This is a genomic window from Pyxidicoccus xibeiensis, from assembly GCF_024198175.1.
GTDB classification, from domain to species: domain Bacteria; phylum Myxococcota; class Myxococcia; order Myxococcales; family Myxococcaceae; genus Myxococcus; species Myxococcus xibeiensis.
In genome coordinates this window covers 145,869-163,631 of record NZ_JAJVKV010000008.1, presented here as the reverse complement: position 1 = coordinate 163,631, position 17,763 = coordinate 145,869, and the positions used below count along the sequence as shown (strand labels likewise).

Here is a 17,763-nt window from a genome sequence, read left to right as displayed (position 1 = left end):
AGGCGGCGCCGGCGCCCTCGCCCAGCATGAGGGTGGGCCCCAGGCTACTCCGCGTAGCCTGGCGTCGTGCTCGCGCCGAACTGGGAGGAGGCGTAGCGGCCGCTCGTGTCAAAGCGCACGCGCACGTCGCCGGGCTCCAGCGCGTAGCTGTGCTCATCCAGGGTTCGCGTCACCTTCGGGCGGGCGGCCTTCACCTCCGCCCGCGTCACCCGGCCACGCAGTATCGCGTCGAGCCAGTCGCGGTGCGCCACGCAGTCGGCATAGCCCTCGCCCATGTAGGCCGTGGTGACGCCCGCGTCCACCGTCGCATAGGCCCCGACGACCAGCGTCATCACCCAGAGCCCCAGCACTCCGAAAAAGGCCAGCTTCCATCGATTCATGTCGGACCCAGTATGCCGCGTCCCTGGCCTGAGAAGTGACAGCCTGACAGACGCTCCAGGCAGTACGCTGCGGCGCCCCTCTCCGGGTCCTCCACCGCATGCCGACCTTCCTGGCGCTGCTGCACGTCGTGGGCTGCCTGCTGCTCGCGGCCATCTTCTTCGCGCCCTTCGGGGTGCCCCCGCTCGTCCACCTGCTCAAGGGCATCCTGCGGGAGTACAGCCTCGTGCTGCTGCTGCCAGCGCTGCTGACGGCGCTGGTCTCGGTCTGGGTGGCTCAAGCCGGAGCCTGGGGATGGCTGCGCTGGGCGTCGGGCCTCTGCGCGCTCCTCGTCTTCTTCCTCGCCGTGTGGCCCGCCGCTTCGGCCTGGCGGATGGCGCGCGAGGCCGGAGTCCCGCTCAGCCTCCGCGAGTACTTCCGCCCCCTGGTGGGAGACCGCCCGCAGCCGAGCCGGACGGAGCGCTATGCCACCGTCGAGGGACGCGACCTGCATGCCGACCTCTTCCTCCCCGAGGACGAGGCCACCGCGCCCCGCCCCGCCGTGCTCTACCTCCATGGGGGTGGCTGGCGCGGCGGAGAGCGCCGCTATGCGCGTGCCTGGGCCGGCTTCCTCAACGCCCGGGGCTACGCGCTCATCGCCCTCGACTACCGGCTCTTCCCGCCTGCCACCGGCCTGAAGGCGCCGGGAGACGTCCAGTGTGGCATCCGCTGGGTCAAGGACCACGCCGCCAGCCTCGGCATCGACCCGGACCGGCTCGTCCTCTTCGGCGAGTCCGCGGGCGGGCACCTCGCGACGCTGGTGGGCTACGCGGCGGGCCACCCTCGCCTGCCGTCCTCCTGCGCTCCCGGCGACACGTCGGTGAAGGCGCTCATCAGCTTCTACGCGCCCAGCGACCTCGTCTCCTATGCCTCGCGCTTCGGTGAGACGCTCGAGGGCTTCACGGGCGTGCCTCTGGAGGGCAACCGTGAGCTGTACGAGCTGCTCTCGCCGCTCACCCACGTCGGCCCCGGAGCCCCGCCCACGCTCCTGCTCCACGGCGAGGCCGACAGCGTGGTGCCGCTCCAGGCCTCGCGGGTGCTGGCCGAGCGGCTCTCCCAGGCGGGTGTGCCTCACGGGCTCCACACCCTGCCGTATGCGGAGCACGGCTTCGACATCTGGGATGGCGGCTTCGGCCGTCAGCTCGCCCAGGCCTGGGTGGGCCGCTTCCTGGACCAGCACGTGCCCGTCCGCAGGCACGAGTCCCGCTAGGTCGAATCTTTCATCTGCACCTGAATATCAACTGCACCTGCACGTCAGTAGCGACACTCGAACGGGGCCTTGGCCGGAGGATCCCGCGAGGAGACGTGCATGAACTCCAGAAGTGCAGGCGCAGGTTGTGTCACGGGGCTCGCGGCATTGATGACGTTGGCCGCATGCGGTGAGAGCCCTGTCGGTAGTGAACCCGAAACCTCCTCCAACATCCCCCACACCGAGCAGAGCGCGCTCGCGACGGCCGCGCTCCCCGGGCCCGACTTCGTGGTGTCGTCCGTCACGGGCCCCGCGAGTGTCCGCGACAGCGAGTGGTTCGACGCCACGGTGACGGTGTGCAATCAGGGCACGGAGCCGGGCAGCGCCCCCGTGGAGCTGTACCTGTCAGCGGACAGGGTCATCTCACCGGCCGTGCCTCTCACGCCCCTCTCGGACGTCATGGTGGCGGAGCTCCCTCCGGAGTCGCTGGCCCCCGGGCAATGCAAGACGCGAACGGTGAATGCGCGGGCCTCCGTCAACATCCAGGGGGCGTACCACCTGGGTGCCATCGTGAATCCCCGGAATGGCGCCTTCGAGTCCGACCGGAGCAACAACACCCGCGCGGGAAGCCCTATCGGCGTGGGGAGGCGGCCCGACTTCATCGTGTCGTCGGTGACGGGGCCCGCCTCCACCCCCCAGGGCCAGTCGTTCCCGGCCACGGTGACGGTGTGCAATCCCGGCACCGAGCCGGGCTCGACGTCCGTGAAGCTGTACCTGTCCGCGGACGCGATCATCACCCCGGACCAGCCCGTCACGCCCGCGTCGGACCGCGCGCTGGGCGAGCTGCCCGTGGGCTCGCTCGCTCCGGGCCAGTGCAAGACGGAGTCGCTGAACGTGACGGCGCAGCTGCCGCGTGACGGGGCGTACTACCTCGGCGCCATCGTGGACCCGGCGGGTGCGGTGCTCGAGCTCAACGACGACAACAACGCCAGGGCCGGCAGCCGCATCGGCGTGGGACGAGGCGCTGACTTCGTGGTGACGTCCGTCACGGGCCCCACGAGCATCGCCCCGGGCCAGCCGCTGACCGGTACCGTCAAGGTGTGCAACCAGGGCACGGACCCCGGCGGCGCTCCCGTCGAGCTGTACCTGACGGCGGACACCGTCATCACGCCCCACGTGCCCCCCAATCCCCTGACGGACGTGCGCCTGGGCGGCCAGGACACCGGCGCCCTCGCGCCCGGCGCCTGCCGGACCCTGACCTTCACGGGCACCCCGGGGGGCGTCCCCGAAGGCGCGTACTACCTCGGCGCCATCGTGGACCCGGCCGGCTTCATCCCCGAGCTCATCGATGACAACAACACGCGGCTGAGCGCCCCGGTGGGCGTGGGCAGCCGCCCCGACCTCGTCGTCTCGTCCGTGACGGCTCCCACGAGCATCTCCTCGGGCCAGCCGCTCACCGCCACCGTCCAGGTGTGCAACCAGGGCACCACCCCGTCGGGCAGCACCCAGGCGGACGTGTTCCTCTCCCCGGACTCCGCCATCACTCCGGCCGACGCGCCGCTGGGCATGGCGAGCCTCGGCGTGCTCGCCCCGGGCGAGTGCCAGGACGCCACCGTCACCGGGACGCCGGGCCCCTTCCAGGAGGGCACGTACTTCGTGGGCGCCATCGTGGACCGCGCCAACACCGTCCCCGAGTTCGTCGAGACCAACAACACGAAGGCGGGCAGCCGCATCGGCGTGGGCGACCGGCCTGACTTCGTGGTGCAGTCGGTGACGGGCCCCGCCAGCATCCAGCAGGGCCAGTGGCTCGCCGCCAGCGTCCGCGTGTGCAACCAGGGCACCCGGGCCGAGATGACGCCCGTGGAGCTGTACCTGTCGGCGGACACGGTCATCAGCCCGAACACGCCGTCCCAGCCATCGACGGATGCGTTCGTGGGCCGTGCGTTCTCGGAGTTCCTCGCCCCGGGCGCGTGCCAGACGGTGACCGTCGAGGGCTTCGCGAGCGGCATGCTCCCGGAGGGCGCGTACTACCTGGGCGCCGCGGTGAATCCGCAGAACCAGGCGCCCGAGTTCTTCGTGGACAACAACACGAAGGCCGGCAGCCGCATCGGCGTGGGAGACCGGCCTGACTTCGTGGTGGCCTCGGCGACGGCGCCCGCGAGCGTCCCGCCCGGCCAGCCGTTCACCGCCAACATCCGCGTGTGCAACCAGGGCACGCAGCCGGGCGGCGCCCACGTGGAGCTGTACCTGTCGGAGGACACGGTCATCACCCCGCCCATGACGCCGGGCACGCCCTCCGACCAGCCCGCGGGCTACTTCTTCACCCCCACCCTCGCGCCGGGCGAGTGCCTGACGCAGTCCCTCCAGGCCTCCGGCCCGGGAACCGGCGCGATGTACCTGGGCGCCGTCGTGGACCCGTTCGGCCACCTGCCCGAGCTCATCGACGACAACAACAGCCGGACCGGCACGCGCATCACCTTCGCCTACTGAGCAGCGCCTGAAGTCCCCGGGCGGGCGGCCGGCTCATCACGGAGCCGGTCCTCCGCCCGGGTGTCTCACGCGAGCGCGTCGAGCTCGCCAATCCGCTCCAGCACCTCCTGGGAGCTGCGCGCCTCGCCCAGCTGGTCCACGAGCCCGTCGCTGGCCAGCCTCGCGACGTGCGCAAGCCGCATCAGGTGCGCCCGGCCCGCGGTGCCCACGAGCACCACCAGCAGGCGCAGGGGCAAGCCGTCCGGAGTCTCCGTGCGCAGCGGGCTCGCGAGCGTCACCAGCGCCGCCGCCTGGGGCGCCCAGCCACTCACGAAAGCATGGGGCACGGCGACGCCATTGCCCACCGCGCTGGGCACCTCCTCCTCCCGCTGCCGCAGCCGTGCCGCCAGCGACGAGGCGCTCACGTCGGGATTCATCGCCGCCAGGCGCCCCGCCGCGACATCCAGCGCGTCCTCCAGGCCCGAGCAGGACAGGCCCAGCACGATGCGCTCCGGGGCCAGCAGGGGCGCCAGGGGCAGCGACTGCGCCTCCTTCCGCGCGGCGGGCGGCGCGAACTCCCGGTCGATGAGCTCACGCAGGCGCGCCAGCTGAGCGCCGGTGAGCTGCCGCCGTGCCAGGTCCAGCACCAGGGCTCGCGCCCCCGGCTCCTGCTCCAGGTAGCTGGCCACGAAGGGATTCACCCGGTGCGCCACGTCCACCAGCAGCGTCGGCGGCACGTCCAGCTCCCGGGCAATGGCCGACAGGCGCTCGGGGGTGGGCACCGCGTCCAGGCCGTTCTCCACGCGGCTGAGATAGGCGCCGGACACGCCGATGCGGCGCGCCAGGTCTCTCAGCGAGAGGCCCGCGTCGACGCGCAGCAGGCGGAGGGTGGCTCCGAAGTGCATGACGGAATCGCCTCAGCTCGCCGCGTCGCCCACCGTGAGGACCCGGGCCGCGTCGGGGGCCGAGGCCTCGGACGGAGTGGCCGTGGGGCGGCGCACGATGAGGAGCGAGGCCGGCGATTCCTGGATGAGGCGCTCCCGGTGCAGGCCGATGAGGTGGCTCTCCAGGCCCCACCTGGAGCCCACGCCCACCACCACCAGGTCATACCCCCGGCGGGCCTCCTCCAGCGCAGCCTCCTCGGGCGAGGGGTGGGACACCACGTGGAAGCGCACCTGCTTCGCGCCCTCGGGGAACAGGTCCTCCACGCGCGCCCTCGCCCCGGAGTCCTCGGACGTCGCGTCCGCCGAGGTGACGTGCAGCAGCGTCACCTCCGTGCCCTCGTGGCGCAGCAGCCGGCGCGCGAGCCCCAGCGCGGCCCGGTCATGCTCGCCCCCGATGAAGGGCACCAGGATGCGGCGAATCTCCTTCAGCCCCCGGTCCACCAGCACCGCCACGCCCGGCCCGGCGTCCTGCATGACCTCGTGCACCGTGCCGCCCAGCACCGTGCGGCTGAAGAGCGGCTTGTGCCACCCGAGCACGATGAGGTCGGCGCGCTTGGCCTCGGCCGTGCGGCAGATGTCCGCGCCGGGCTCCGAGGAGATGAACGACAGCGGGCGCACCTCCAGGCCCAGCACCTGCGCGCGCCCCAGCAGCGGCGCCAGCGCCCCCTCCTGCTGCGGCGGCTCATGCTTCATGAGCAGGGACGCCCGGTCCGACGCGGGCATCAGGTGGAGGGCATACACCTGCGCGGTGCGGGCCTCACCGCGTGTGAGCGCATGGCTGAGCAGCGCCAGGCCTGGCCCCGCCTTGCCGTGGGAGACACAGGTCAGCACGGTGTAGGGCCTGGCGCTCGGCTCCGCGGGCGTGGGCGCCGCGGTGAGCCGCTCCTTCGCCATCTCCTCCGGTGGGTAGATCCACTTGAGCAGCGGCGTCGTCATGAACGTCGTCACCAGCGCCATCACCACCAGCATGGTGAACAGCGTGGGCGAGATGATGCCCAGGTCCAGGCCGAGGTTGAGCACGATGAGCTCCATCAGGCCCCGGGTGTTCATCAGGACGCCCACCGCCCCGGCCTCGCGCCAGCGCATGCCCGTGAGGCGCGCGGCCACCGCGCTGCCGCCGAACTTGCCCAGGCAGGCGAGGAGGATGATGGCGCCGCACATGAGCCACGCGTCCGCGGAGGACAGCAGGCCCACCTGCGTCCGCAGGCCGCTGAAGGCGAAGAAGAGCGGCAGCAGCAGCACCACCGCCACGTCCTCCAGCTTCTCCGCCAGCGCCGCGGCCAGCCCGCCCTCCTTGGGGATGACGGCGCCCAGCAGGAAGGCGCCGAAGAGCGCGTGGATGCCGATCAACTCCGTGGCCAGGGCGGAGCACAGCAGCAGCAACATCGTGCCGGCCATCACGTTCTGGGTGAGCCCGTCCTTGGAGGCGACGCGCGCGCCGAGGCGGGCCAGGAAGGGCCGCACCGCGAACAGCATGAAGGCGATGTAGACGAGCGCGAACAGCGTCGTCCACGCCGCCTGCGCCACGCTGGAGGCCCGGGCGATGGACACCACGAAGGCCAGCAGACACCACGCCGTCACGTCGTCCACCGCGGCGCAGGCGATGGCGATGGCGCCCACCTTCGACTGCATGAGGTTGCGCTCGGAGAGGATGCGCGCCAGCACCGGGAAGGCGGTGACGCTCATCGCCACGCCCATGAAGAGGACGAAGGACGAGAAGGGCACCGACGGCTCGCTCAGCCTCGGGTAGAGCCACAGCGCCGCCACGCTGCCCAGCGCGAACGGGACGATGATGCTCGTGTGGCTGATGGCCACCGAGGAGTGGCCCCGGCCCTTGAGCAGCTTCGGGTCCAGCTCCAGGCCGATGAGGAACATGAAGAGGATGAGCCCCACCTGGCTCAGCATCTTCAGCACCGGCAGGCTGGAGTCCGGGAACAGCGCCTGCATCGCGTCCGGGGCCAGCCAGCCCAGCAGCGAGGGCCCCAGGAGGATGCCCGCCACCACCTCGGCGATGACCAGCGGCTGCCCCAGCCACCGCGCGCCGCGCCCGATGAGCCGCGACACCCCGATGATGACGATGAACTGCACGATGAGCAGGCTGACGCCCGCGAGCACGGGTCCGTGCATGCGTTCCCCGGGGGTAAGGAGCTGTTAAGGAGCTCCTTACCAACCCGCCTGCTCATGCGCAATCGGGGGTTGGACGCCAGGTCCTCAGCCGCGCGCCAGCGCCAGCACCCTGCCCAGCCGAGCCACCGCGTCTTCGATGCGGGCCGGCTCGCAGTTGGAGAAGTTCAGCCGCATGCAGTGCGCGGCGGAGCGGCCGCCCTGCACGCCGAACGCCTGGCCGGGCAGGTACGCCACCTTCTCCAGCTCCAGCGCCCGCGCCAGCAGGGCCGTGGTGTCGTTGCCCTCGGGCAGCTCCACCCAGACGAACATGCCGCTCGCCGGCTTCGTCCACGAGGCGCCCTTGGGCAGGTGCGTCTCCAGCGCGCGCAGCAGCGTGTCGCGCCGCAGGCGGTACTCCTGCCGCAGCCGCACCAGGTGCCCCTCCAGCTTCCCCGAGTCCAGGAACGCCAGGATGATGCGCTGGGTGAACGTCGCCGTGTCGATGTCGCTCGACTCCTTCACCGTGGCCAGCCGGAAGACCATGGGCTCGGGCACCACCACCCAGCCCACGCGCAGCGCGGGGGCGAGGATCTTGGAGAACGAGCCCACGTAGTACACCCACTGCTCGTCCAGCGCGCGCAGCGGCGGCAGCACGCGGTCCTCGTAGTGGAGGAAGCCGTAGGCGTCGTCCTCGATGATGGGCATGCGGTAGTCGCGCGCCAGCTTCACCAGCCGCTCCCGCGCCTCCGCCGCCAGGCTGAGGCCCAGCGGGTTGTGGCCGTCGCTCATCGTGTAGAGGAACGCCGGCCGCTCACCCGAGGCCAGCACCGACTGCACCGCGTCCAGGTCGATGCCCGTGCGCGCATCGGTGGGCACCGCCAGCCGCCGCGCCTGGAAGGGGTCCAAGACTTGTTGAAAGCCCGAGTACACCCGGTCCTCCAGCATCACCGCCTGGCCGGGCTCCAGCATCAGCCGCGCCAGGAGGTTCATCCCCTGCTGGGCACCGGTGGTGAGGAACACCTGCTGCGGCGAGCAGCGCACGCCCCGCTTCGCCATCAGCGCCACCACGTGCTCGCGCAGCGGCTGCAGCGTGGCCGAGTACTGGAGCGCCCCACCCTGCTCCGCCAGCACCCGCGCCGCCGCCTCGGCCATGCCCTGCGTGGGGAACAGCTCCGCGGCCGGCAGTCCCAGCGCCAGGGAGAAGACGCCCGGCTTCGTGATGTGCTGCAGCATGTCCTGGATGGCGGACGGCGCCAGGCGCCGCGCCCACGGGGCCAGGGGAAGCTCGGATGGATTCGTCGTCGATGACATCGGTCAGGGCCTCCGGGCCTGCTCGCGCTCCACTGCATCGACCCGTGCGCCCAAGGTACTTGAATCAAAGCCGTACATTCCAGAAGGGACGGAGCGACGCGAAAGGCCGTCCTCCCAGGTGGGCCACACTCAGGGTGCGGCGGCCCCCACCAGGAATGTGAAGCCCTCCCGGGCGATTTCGGCGGGGACGGTGTGCGAGCCCTCGAACTCACGAAAATCCACCATGTAGTCCTCCTCGCGGAGCTGCCCGGTGATGAAGCGCCCGCCCACATCGATGGGAATCACCGGGTCCAGGGTGCCGTGGGAGATGAACACACCCGGCTTGCCCTCGAGCTCGGACGCGGCGACGCCGCCGGGAGAGAAGGCCGCGATGCGCCGGAAGAGGTGGCCGTTGGTCAGCCCGACGGACAGCGCGTAGCTGGCCCCGTCGGAGAAGCCGCTGATGGTGATGCGCTCCGGGTCCACGGAGTACTCGCGGAACACCCGCGTGAGCGACAGGTCGAGGAACGCCAGGTCCGGGCCATACCGGTCATGGACGAGCATGTCCCAGGTACGGCCCTCCGACTTGGGGGCCAGCACCAGCGTGCCGGTGGCGTCGGCATGCGTCCGCACCAGGTCCAGGATGCCCTCCGCGTCGCCTCCCGCCCCATGCAGCAGCACCACCAGCGCCGCGGGCTGACCCGGTTGGTAGGACTGGGGCACCCGCAGCAGCCCGCGGTCCGTCGGCGTCTCTCCCAGCGGCAGCTCCCCCTGCTGCCAGGACAGCTCGGTGGGCTCCGCGTAGGGAACGCCCAGCCACGCCGAGCCGTAGCGCGCGTCCACGAGAGAGGTGGAGTCTCCACAACCCGCCAGCACCAGCAGCCACAGCACGGCGACGCGTGAGGTTTTCATGTCCGGGAAACGCGGGAGCGGGCCCGCGCATATCTCCACGGCGGGCCTACCCGGCCCGACATCGGGAGGCCACACCTGCCCCGGCCGTGTCAATGGGGCCCCCCACCCGTGCGTGTAGGCTGAATTCCGTGTATCAACCGGGCTTCGCTGCTCGCGAGCCCCACGCGAATACCAAGCCTCGCCCGGAGACCGTAATGCTGGACCGTCCGATGTACCTGAAGCCGAACGTCGCCCTCGAGCCGCTCTACAACCAATGGTACGTCTGGTGGTACCTGCTGTCGCCGGCGTCGGCGCCGCTGTTCGTGACGAACCTGCACCTGAAGCTGATGCAGTCCTTCGTGGCGAACCCGGACGTCCACGTGGCGGCGCTGAAGAACCCGCTGCTGATGGGCGGCCCCTTCATCAACCACCCGGCGTCGAAGGCGCCGCAGGTGAAGGAGCTGCTGGAGCGCACCCAGCGCGAGCAGGCGCACATGCTCGCGTACACCAAGGCCATGGCGGAGCTGGAGCAGCTGATGGCGCCCAACAACGGCGCGTCGCTGGAGTCGCTCTACCCCAAGGTGCCGGACATCCTGCGCGGCTACGTGGAGCTCACGTATGACCTGAGCCACCGCGCCAGCGCGCGCGTCATCGAGCCGCTGCTCTACCGGAGCAAGTTCTACTCGGAGTCCTCGCAGAGCGTGATGCTCAACATGGTGGACGGCGACTGGCGCCCGTACATCTTCAGCACGCCGCGCCTGGAGGGGGACTCCCCGCTGTGGCTCAAAGTCCCCTACAAGCACGAGGGCCTGGACGAGCTGTTCCGCATGCGCCACACCCCCGGCTCGCCGGGCCGCGTGGCGGAGATGCTGGGCGTGCCCGCGTCGGCCGCCGCCGACTTCGCCAACCTCTTCACCGAGACGGCGCCGCGCCGCACCGAGCGCTACACGGGTGAAGGCGTGCGCGTGCGCTACTTCGGCCACGCCTGCGTGCTGATGGAGACGAAGGACGTCAGCATCCTCACGGACCCCGTCATCAGCTACGAGTTCCCCACGGACCTGCCGCGCTACACGCACTCGGACCTGCCGGAGAAGATCGACTACGTCATCCTCACCCACGGTCACGCCGACCACCTGATGATGGAGACGCTCATCCAGCTGCGTCACCGGGTGGGAACCATCATCGTCCCTCGCAACAACGGCAACTCGGCGGCGGACCCCTCGCTGCGCCTGATGCTGCACCACACCGGCTTCAAGAACGTGATGGAGATCGACGACCTGCAGGAGATCGAGGTCCCCGGCGGCTCCATCACCGGCCTGCCCTTCATGGGCGAGCACAGCGACCTGGCCATCCAGGCGAAGACGGCGCACCTGGTGCGGCTGGCCGGCAAGTCCATGCTGATGGCGGCGGACTCCAACGCCATCGAGCCGCGGCTGTACCAGCACCTGCGCGAAGTCGTGGGCCCCATCGACGTGCTCTTCCTGGGCATGGAGTGCGAGGGCGGCCCGATGAGCTGGATGTACGGCCCGCTGCTGAGCAACCCGCTCCCCCGGAAGATGGACCAGTCGCGCCGGCTCAACGGCTCCGACTGCGCCCGCGCCACGGAGATCTCCAAGCACCTGGCGCCCAAGGAGGTCTACGTCTACGCCATGGGCCAGGAGCCCTGGCTGCGCCACGTCATGGTCCTGGTGTACGACGACAAGACGCCGCAGATTGTCGAGTCGAACAAGTTCATGGAGCACTGCCGCACCCAGGGCATCCAGGCCGAGCGGCCCTACGTGCGCATGGAGCGCGTCTTCAAGTAGTCCTCCGCGACGTACGCGGTGCCGGCGGTGCTCCTCGTGGGCTCCGCCGGCCTCACGTCCCCGCGAGCCCCCGGGCGCGCAGCGTGTCCAGCACGCGCTCGAGCCCGGCCTCCACCGGCTCCACGTCGGAGCGGACGATGACCTCGGGGTGCTCGGGAGCCTCGTAGGGCGCCGACACGCCGGTGAAGTCCGCCAGCTCTCCCGCCAGGGCCTTCCGGTAGAGCCCCTTCACGTCCCGGGCGATGAGCACGTCCAGGGGCGCCTGGAGGTAGACCTCCACGAAGGGCACCCCCGCGGCGGCGGCACGCTGGCGCGCCTCGTCCCGCGAGCCCCGGTAGGGGGAGATGGCGGCGACGATGACGCCCACGCCGTGCCTGGCCAGCAGCAGCGCCACGTGGCTGATGCGCCGCACGTTCTCCTCGCGGTCCTCGCGCGAGAAGCCCAGCCCGCGCGACAGCCAGGTGCGCACCTCGTCACCGTCCAGCAGCTCCACCGGCCGCACCGGCTCCAGCTGCTCGCGCAGCGCGCGGGAGAGCGTGCTCTTGCCCGCGCCGGACAGCCCCGTCAGCCAGAGAATGAAGCCCGCCGTCCGCCGCATGTCAGGTCACCTCGCCCGTGAGATGTATCACCCGGCGAGCGGGCGGGTGGGCGCCTGGAGCAGGTGTGGGGCCCCCACGGTGGGTGCGCGTTCCCCGGGGCTTGACCCGTTTTCCTCGGGCGTGCGACAGAGCCTGACTGCCATGCGAAGCGCCAACGCCCCGAGTCCGACTCCCCCTGATCGCTGGTTCCCCACCCGGAAGCCGCTGCCGGACCCGCGCCTGCGGCTGTTCTGCCTGCCCTTCGCTGGCGGCAGCGCGGCCATCTACAACGGCTGGGGCGCCGGCATGCCCGTGGGCGTGGAGCTGTGCCCGGTGCAGCTCCCCGGCCGCGAGCGGCGGCTGATGGAGAAGCCCATCGACAACCTCCCGGCGCTGGTGGACGCGCTGCTGCCGGTGCTCGCGCCGCTGCTGGACCGGCCCTTCGCCTTCTTCGGCTACAGCATGGGCTCGCGCATCTCCCTGGAGCTCACGCGGCGCCTGCAGCTGCGCAACGGCCCCATGCCGCGCGGCCTCATCCTGGCCGCCTCCAGCCCGCCGCGAGTGAATGACCGCGAGCCCATCCACCACCTGCCGGAGGCGGAGTTCATCGCCCACCTGCGCAAGTACGACGGCACGCCGGAGGAGATCCTCCAGCACCGCGAGCTGCTGGAGCTGCTGCTGCCCACGCTGCGCGCGGACTTCGGGCTGGCCTGGTGGGAGAACGGCAACCACGCCGTGAAGCTCGACGTCCCCATCTCCGCCATGGGCGCCGTGGATGACAAGCACGTCCCGGTGGAGAAGCTGGAGACGTGGCGCGAGGAGACCTCGAGCGCCGACTTCCGCGTGCGCACCTTCGAGGGCGGCCACTTCTTCATCCGCCAGAAGCAGGACGCGCTGCTCGCCGCCGTGCGCGAGGACCTGCAGCGGTGGATGGCCCCGGCGCCCTGAGCCACCCTGCCCCGCTCACGCCACCTGGAAGCGGGGCGGCTGGGTGTCCCCGGCCAGCGGCACGGTGAACTGCCAGCGCACGGAGAGCGGCTGGCCGCGCGCCCGCCGCACCGCCACCGCCGCCTGGTGCCGCTCGGACGGCTTGAGCTGCACGAACTGCCACGCCTCCGGCGCGTCCGGCATGCGCGGGTCGAAGCTGATGCGCGGCGCCTGCCCCGGCTCCAGGTGGAAGGCGAACTGGTCCAACGGGAGCGACAGCCCCGCCCCGCGCGCCTTGATGTAGGACTCCTTCAGCGTCCAGTACTCGAAGAAGCGCTCGCGGTGGCGCTCCGGCGGCAGCGCCCGCAGCGTCTTCACCTCCGAGGGCGCGAAGTAGTGGTCGGCAATCTCCACCGTCTCGCCGTGGCGCTGCGCGTCCTCCACGTCGGCCCCCAGCTCGGCGCCCGTGCCCACCGCCACCAGCGCCATGCCGTCGGTGTGCGACAGGTTGAAGCGCAGCCGGGTGCCCCACTCGCCCTGCACCTCCGGCCGCCCGTACGCGTTGGTCGCGAACGTCCACGCCGCGGGGGCCACCGGCGCGTAGCGCGACAGCGTCAGCCGCACGAGCGCGTGACTCACCAGGTACTGCCGCTGGTGCCGCTCGAAGCGGAAGCGGCGCTGCCGCTCGCGCTCCCCCGCATCCAGCAGGTTCCAGTAGGCGTCCAGCAGCTGCCGCTCGTTGATGCGCTCCGGCTCGACAATCCACACGTGGACTTCGTCCGGACGGAGCTCCAGTCGGTTGGCAACGGTCGACATGGCCCTACCTCTACCACGCCGGGACGGGGCCCGCGTAGGCTCGGACCCAGGCCCGGCCAGCACCCTGGCGGGCCGGGGGGATGAACCATGGACCTGCTTGCCGCGACGAAGAAGCTGGAGACGCTCCGCGCCCTCATGGCCGGCCACACGGACACTTCGGAGGAGCGCCGCATCCTGGAGCTGCTCACCGGGGCCAGCGCCGCCGAGCTCCACTTCCTCCTCTCCAACGTGGACCTGGAGGCGCTGCTGTCGGACATGGACGACCGCGTCGTCGGGCCGGACCACCACACCGCGCTGCTGGACCTGCTGTGCACGAAGCGCGCGGCCGAGCTGTCCCTCCCCGTGCGCGCCAGCCTGGTGACGGCCCTCCAGGTGGGCACCACCCACACCGAGGCCGAGCGGCGCATCCGCGACTTGTTCCTCGGGCTGCGCGGGCGCGAGCTGACCGCCTTCAAGAACCTGCTCGACGCGGGCAGCAACCACCAGGACCTGGAGAAGCTCCTCTTCGACGACGTGGACGACCCGGCGCTGCGCGAGGAGATTCTCACCCACCTGCGCCGCGAGGCCGAGGCCGCCCCCAGCGGGGAGAACAAGGTCCTCAGCGACATCGACGACACCTTCTACGCCAACCTGAAGGACCGCCGGTATCCGTCCAAGACGGTGTACCCGGGCGTGCTCGCCTTCTACGCGGAGCTGGACCGGGGGCCCGGCATCATCCCGGGCCGCGAGGGTGACCTCACCTTCGTCACCGCCCGGCCCATGGACGCGCTGGGCGTGGTGGAGAACATGACGCTGGAGACGCTGCGCGAGCACGGCGTCCCGCCGCACGCGGTGCTGTCCGGCAGCTTCGCGCACCTCATCGGCAACTCGCGCATCGCCGACAAGAAGTTCGACAACTTCCAGCGCTACGTGCGCGCCTTCCCCGAGTACGGCTTCGTCTTCGTGGGCGACAGCGGCCAGGGCGACGTGGAGTTTGGCGACCGGATGCTCGCCGCCGCGCCGCAGGCGGTGCACGCCGTCTTCATCCACGACGTGGTGGACACCCCGGAGGCCACCCGGCAGGGCTGGCGGGCCAAGCGCATCTTCTTCTTCGATACGTACGTGGGCGCCGCGGTGGAGGCCTTCGAGCGGGGCGTCATCTCCCGGGACGGCGTGGCGCGCGTGGCCCGCGCCGCCCAGGAGTCCTTCGAGGGCATCCGCTTCGACTCGCCCGGCCAGCGCGAGGCCCGGAAGCTGGAGCTGGACCGGGACCTCCAGCGCGCGGCGGCCCTCATCGTCCCGTCGAGGGCTTCGGCGGCCGCACCGGGGGCGGCGGGACGCTGACGCCCAGCTCCAGCGACAGGTCGAAGCTCAGGTCGGGCGACGACGAGCCCACCTGCTTCACCATCACCGCGAGGGTGTTCTCTCCCTGGACGAACAGGCCGGGCGAGAGCACCTCCGTCGCGACGTCGTTCTCCGCGCCGCCGGTGGCGTACCGGGTGTGCCCGAGGCTGGTCGCGTGCATGTTGCGCAGCATCACCTGCGTGCCGTTGAGGTACACCAGGACGCCGTCGTCGTAGAGCGCCCTCAGGGTGGCGCTCGTCACCGCGCCCGTCACGGTGAACTTCTTGCGGAAGTAGACGCTCGTCTGGGACGGCACGGTGCGAGGGAAGACGGTGGTCTCGTCCCCGTCTCCGTAGCCGAGCTGCCCCGCGCCGGAGGGCCAGGCGCTGTCGTCATACCCGGCCAGCTGCCAGCCTGGGCCCGGGTCCGCCCCGCTGCCGTGGTACTTCCACGTGGACTGCCACGGAATGGGGGTCTGCCGCTGCTCGCTCGCGATGGCGAAGGCCGCGTCGCTCACGTCCACCGGCGTGGCCTCACCGGCCTTGGACACCCGCACCAGGGCCCGTGACGTGGTCGCTCCGGGCACCTGCCAGGTGTACACGCCCGTGTTCGCCACCCCGGAGGCAATGGGCGTCCAGGTGGCGCCGAGGTCCGGTGACCAGGCCAGGTCCACCGTGGCGACGCTCCCGGTGCTGGCCCAGCGAAGGGGGACGGAGGCGCCGGCCAGCAGCACCTCGCCGCCGTTGGGTGACAGCATCGTCAGCGAGTCGGGCCCCGGGCCCGCCTCGCTCAGCTCCACCTCCAGGCCCAGCGCGAAGGTGAGGTCGTCGGACGTGCCGCTCACCTGCTTCACCATCGCCGCGATGACGTTCTCCCCCAGCCGGAAGGGGTTGCCCGTCAGCGGCACGTCGGCGCGGACATACTCGTTGCTCACGGAGGCGGAGGCGTAGTCCCCGAAGTCCGTCCCGTCGCCCATGTTCCGCTCGAAGACGGGGACGCCGTTGAGCCACACCGCCACGCCGTCGTCGAAGAGCGCCTCGAGGCGGGCGCGGGAGACGGCCTTGTCCAGCGTGAAGCGCTTGCGGAAGTACACCGAGGGCTGCGCCGGCGTCGTGCGCGTCAGCACCGTGCCTTCGTCCTCGTCGCCATAGCCGAGCTGGCCCGGGCCGGACTGCCAGCCCGAGTCGTCGAAGGCCGGCAGCATCCAGCCGGGACCGAGGTCCACGTTCCGGGCGTCGTACCGCCACACGTCGGAGAAGGAGATGAAGCGCCGGAGCTTCGGCGTCACGGTGGGCACCGAGACCACCTTGCCGATGGAGGGCACGCCCTTGTCGTCCACCAGGAACAGCAGGTAGGGCCCCGGGGGCGCGTCCACGTTGGTGGCCGGCGCGGTGATGGTCAGCCCGCCCTCCGTGGGTGTGTAGCTCAGGGTGAGCAGGCGCTGGCCCTGGTCCATGGAGTGGGTCACCGAGCTGAGCCCGATGAGCGTCACCTTCCGGATGGACGCCGCCTCCGGCGAGGACACGCTGAACGTCGTCCCCGGCTCCACCACACTGGGCGCGGCGGTGACGGTGGGACGGGGCCCCTTGAAGAGGTACGGCGGGGAGAAGACCTCCGCCGTGCGCACGCCCCGGCCGCCGCCGTGGAGCACCCGCCCGTCCGGAAGCAGCACCGACGTGGCGTGGTAGCCGTGGAAGTCGCGCGCGGCGGCCAGGCGGGTCCACTTCTCCGTGACGGGGTTGAACACCTCCGCGACCTTCACCGCGCCCGAGGCGGTGTTGAAGCCCGAGGCGCTGGAGCCCCCGGTGACGAGCACCGTGCCATCCGGCAGCATCGTCGCGTTGTTCTGCCGCCGGGCCTGGGACATGGCGGCCGTGTAGCGCCACGTGGGCTTCGCCTGGTTCAGGTCGATGAGCTCCGCCGTGGCAGTCGGCGGGTCTCCGCCGCCGATGATCATCACCTTCCCGTCGAAGTACACCGCCGCGCCATAGGTGCGGGCGCCGAAGAGGCTGGGGCCATGCTCGTACCAGGTGCCCGTGCCCCGCCAGTCCAGCCACATGGTGCCGCGCCGGGTGCCGGCCATGAAGAGCTTGTCGTTGGGTGCCACGAACATGCGCGGGTAGTACGGCAGGTCCCTCACCGCGGTGGTCAAATCCCGCAGCGTGTGGGCGGGGCCGCTGTCATAGACGCCCATCTGGTACACCTGCACCAGCTCGTTGCTCATCCCCGCGTCGTGCGTCTCCCCGGAGAGGATGGCCACGTCGCCGTTGGGCAGGGTGACGTTGGTGGGGTACCACCGGTTGTCGTTCATGTCCGGACCGCGGAACCACGAGTCCGTCGCGAAGTCGTAGATGCTCGTGTGGGGAAAGCCCACGTGGGACTCCACGTGCCCGCCCGTCACCAGCACCCGCCCGTCCGCCAGGAACGAGTGCCCCGCGCAGAAGATGTTGTAGTCGGGCACCGCCGCCGTCCCCAGGGCGCCCGACACCGGGTCCCACAGCAGCGGCGCCGCCTCGCCCTCGTCGAACTCGCCGAAGACGAAGACCTTGCCGTTGGGCAGCAGGTTGGCGTGCGTGGCGGACATGGGCCACGTCCCCAGGTGCGTCCACTGCCCGACTTCCGCGGGCACCTGGGCCTGGGCCAGCCCCGCCCCCATGAATATGTATGCCGAAACGAGCACCGCGAGACACCGCGATGCCCTGAAAGCTGATCCTGATGACATGGCTCCCCCTGGCGACGCCGCCCGAAGTCAGGGGGCAGAACCTGAGGGGCGTTTCGGACCCCGTCACCCGGGCCGCCAGTCGCAAGCACTGCCGGGAACTGGACGTGTCACCGCCGGGTGACCTGCCCTGTCCTCGTCACTTCACCTGCACTTCGGTGCAGTGGCCGCTCGTGGTCGGCCCGCCAACCTTCCGGACGCTCTTCATCGGGGCAACGAAGGCAGGTGCGCCTTCGTGGGGGGCAGCGGAGGCGGGTACGCCTTCGTGGGGAAGGAGCACATCAGCGTG

General features: G+C 71.2%; 13 protein-coding genes. 5 read left to right on the top strand and 8 right to left on the bottom strand.

All coding sequences use genetic code 11. The annotated features are described in order from the left end of the window. Positions 1 to 44: 44 nt before the first annotated feature. Positions 45 to 380, bottom strand: a complete 336-nt coding sequence (locus LXT23_RS31845; RefSeq protein ID WP_253984137.1) for a hypothetical protein — start codon at positions 378 to 380, stop codon at positions 45 to 47. Between the two features lie 98 nt (positions 381 to 478). On the opposite strand from LXT23_RS31845, the gene LXT23_RS31840 reads away from it, so the two are divergent. Continuing rightward, complete coding sequence (locus tag LXT23_RS31840) at positions 479 to 1,627, top strand: alpha/beta hydrolase (RefSeq protein WP_253984136.1); 1,149 nt, start codon at positions 479 to 481, stop codon at positions 1,625 to 1,627. 99 nt (positions 1,628 to 1,726) lie between these two features. Then, the gene (locus tag LXT23_RS31835) at positions 1,727 to 4,096 is read left to right on the top strand and encodes a CARDB domain-containing protein (RefSeq protein WP_253984135.1); all 2,370 of its coding nucleotides are present in this window, start codon (positions 1,727 to 1,729) and stop codon (positions 4,094 to 4,096) included. Between the two features lie 65 nt (positions 4,097 to 4,161). Here the strand turns inward: LXT23_RS31835 and LXT23_RS31830 are convergent, their stop codons facing one another. From LXT23_RS31830 to LXT23_RS31815, 4 genes are all read right to left on the bottom strand, one after another. Then, entirely contained in the window at positions 4,162 to 4,980 is an 819-nt protein-coding gene (locus tag LXT23_RS31830) for a helix-turn-helix domain-containing protein (RefSeq protein ID WP_253984134.1), read from the bottom strand. Between the two features lie 12 nt (positions 4,981 to 4,992). Beyond that, entirely contained in the window at positions 4,993 to 7,146 is a 2,154-nt protein-coding gene (locus LXT23_RS31825; protein ID WP_253984133.1) for a cation:proton antiporter domain-containing protein, read from the bottom strand. Between the two features lie 84 nt (positions 7,147 to 7,230). Then, positions 7,231 to 8,436 (bottom strand): aminotransferase-like domain-containing protein, encoded by a 1,206-nt coding sequence (locus LXT23_RS31820; protein ID WP_253984132.1) that lies wholly within the window; start codon positions 8,434 to 8,436, stop codon positions 7,231 to 7,233. A 129-nt stretch (positions 8,437 to 8,565) separates the two neighbouring features. Continuing rightward, positions 8,566 to 9,327, bottom strand: a complete 762-nt coding sequence (locus LXT23_RS31815) for an alpha/beta hydrolase (RefSeq protein WP_253984131.1) — start codon at positions 9,325 to 9,327, stop codon at positions 8,566 to 8,568. Positions 9,328 to 9,521: 194 nt separating this feature from the next. On the opposite strand from LXT23_RS31815, the gene LXT23_RS31810 reads away from it, so the two are divergent. Further along, positions 9,522 to 11,111: an MBL fold metallo-hydrolase gene (locus LXT23_RS31810; RefSeq protein WP_253984130.1), complete on the top strand. Its 1,590-nt coding sequence runs from the start codon at positions 9,522 to 9,524 to the stop codon at positions 11,109 to 11,111. Positions 11,112 to 11,163: 52 nt separating this feature from the next. Here the strand turns inward: LXT23_RS31810 and cysC are convergent, their stop codons facing one another. Further along, positions 11,164 to 11,709 (bottom strand): adenylyl-sulfate kinase, encoded by a 546-nt coding sequence (gene cysC / locus LXT23_RS31805; RefSeq protein ID WP_253984129.1) that lies wholly within the window; start codon positions 11,707 to 11,709, stop codon positions 11,164 to 11,166. A 142-nt stretch (positions 11,710 to 11,851) separates the two neighbouring features. Between cysC and LXT23_RS31800 the strand changes: the two genes are divergently transcribed. Continuing rightward, complete coding sequence (locus LXT23_RS31800; RefSeq protein ID WP_253984128.1) at positions 11,852 to 12,637, top strand: thioesterase II family protein; 786 nt, start codon at positions 11,852 to 11,854, stop codon at positions 12,635 to 12,637. 15 nt (positions 12,638 to 12,652) lie between these two features. Here the strand turns inward: LXT23_RS31800 and LXT23_RS31795 are convergent, their stop codons facing one another. Next, a complete protein-coding gene (locus tag LXT23_RS31795; RefSeq protein ID WP_253984127.1) occupies positions 12,653 to 13,432 on the bottom strand; it encodes a 4'-phosphopantetheinyl transferase family protein in 780 nt (259 codons plus the stop codon). An 87-nt stretch (positions 13,433 to 13,519) separates the two neighbouring features. On the opposite strand from LXT23_RS31795, the gene LXT23_RS31790 reads away from it, so the two are divergent. Beyond that, a complete protein-coding gene (locus tag LXT23_RS31790) occupies positions 13,520 to 14,755 on the top strand; it encodes a phosphatase domain-containing protein (protein ID WP_253984126.1) in 1,236 nt (411 codons plus the stop codon). Here the strand turns inward: LXT23_RS31790 and LXT23_RS31785 are convergent. Further along, positions 14,703 to 17,435: a galactose oxidase-like domain-containing protein gene (locus LXT23_RS31785; RefSeq protein WP_253984125.1), complete on the bottom strand. Its 2,733-nt coding sequence runs from the start codon at positions 17,433 to 17,435 to the stop codon at positions 14,703 to 14,705. The genes LXT23_RS31790 and LXT23_RS31785 overlap by 53 nt on opposite strands. Positions 17,436 to 17,763 lie beyond the last annotated feature (328 nt).

What these genes read in the sequence shown, in the direction of transcription:
- LXT23_RS31845 (WP_253984137.1), bottom strand. Translation starts at nt 380, where the DNA reads ATGAATCGATGGAAGCTGGCCTTTTTCGGAGTGCTGGGGCTCTGGGTG.
- LXT23_RS31840 (WP_253984136.1), top strand. Translation starts at nt 479, where the DNA reads ATGCCGACCTTCCTGGCGCTGCTGCACGTCGTGGGCTGCCTGCTGCTC.
- LXT23_RS31835 (WP_253984135.1), top strand. Translation starts at nt 1,727, where the DNA reads ATGAACTCCAGAAGTGCAGGCGCAGGTTGTGTCACGGGGCTCGCGGCA.
- LXT23_RS31830 (WP_253984134.1), bottom strand. Translation starts at nt 4,980, where the DNA reads ATGCACTTCGGAGCCACCCTCCGCCTGCTGCGCGTCGACGCGGGCCTC.
- LXT23_RS31825 (WP_253984133.1), bottom strand. Translation starts at nt 7,146, where the DNA reads ATGCACGGACCCGTGCTCGCGGGCGTCAGCCTGCTCATCGTGCAGTTC.
- LXT23_RS31820 (WP_253984132.1), bottom strand. Translation starts at nt 8,436, where the DNA reads ATGTCATCGACGACGAATCCATCCGAGCTTCCCCTGGCCCCGTGGGCG.
- LXT23_RS31815 (WP_253984131.1), bottom strand. Translation starts at nt 9,327, where the DNA reads ATGAAAACCTCACGCGTCGCCGTGCTGTGGCTGCTGGTGCTGGCGGGT.
- LXT23_RS31810 (WP_253984130.1), top strand. Translation starts at nt 9,522, where the DNA reads ATGCTGGACCGTCCGATGTACCTGAAGCCGAACGTCGCCCTCGAGCCG.
- cysC (WP_253984129.1), bottom strand. Translation starts at nt 11,709, where the DNA reads ATGCGGCGGACGGCGGGCTTCATTCTCTGGCTGACGGGGCTGTCCGGC.
- LXT23_RS31800 (WP_253984128.1), top strand. Translation starts at nt 11,852, where the DNA reads ATGCGAAGCGCCAACGCCCCGAGTCCGACTCCCCCTGATCGCTGGTTC.
- LXT23_RS31795 (WP_253984127.1), bottom strand. Translation starts at nt 13,432, where the DNA reads ATGTCGACCGTTGCCAACCGACTGGAGCTCCGTCCGGACGAAGTCCAC.
- LXT23_RS31790 (WP_253984126.1), top strand. Translation starts at nt 13,520, where the DNA reads ATGGACCTGCTTGCCGCGACGAAGAAGCTGGAGACGCTCCGCGCCCTC.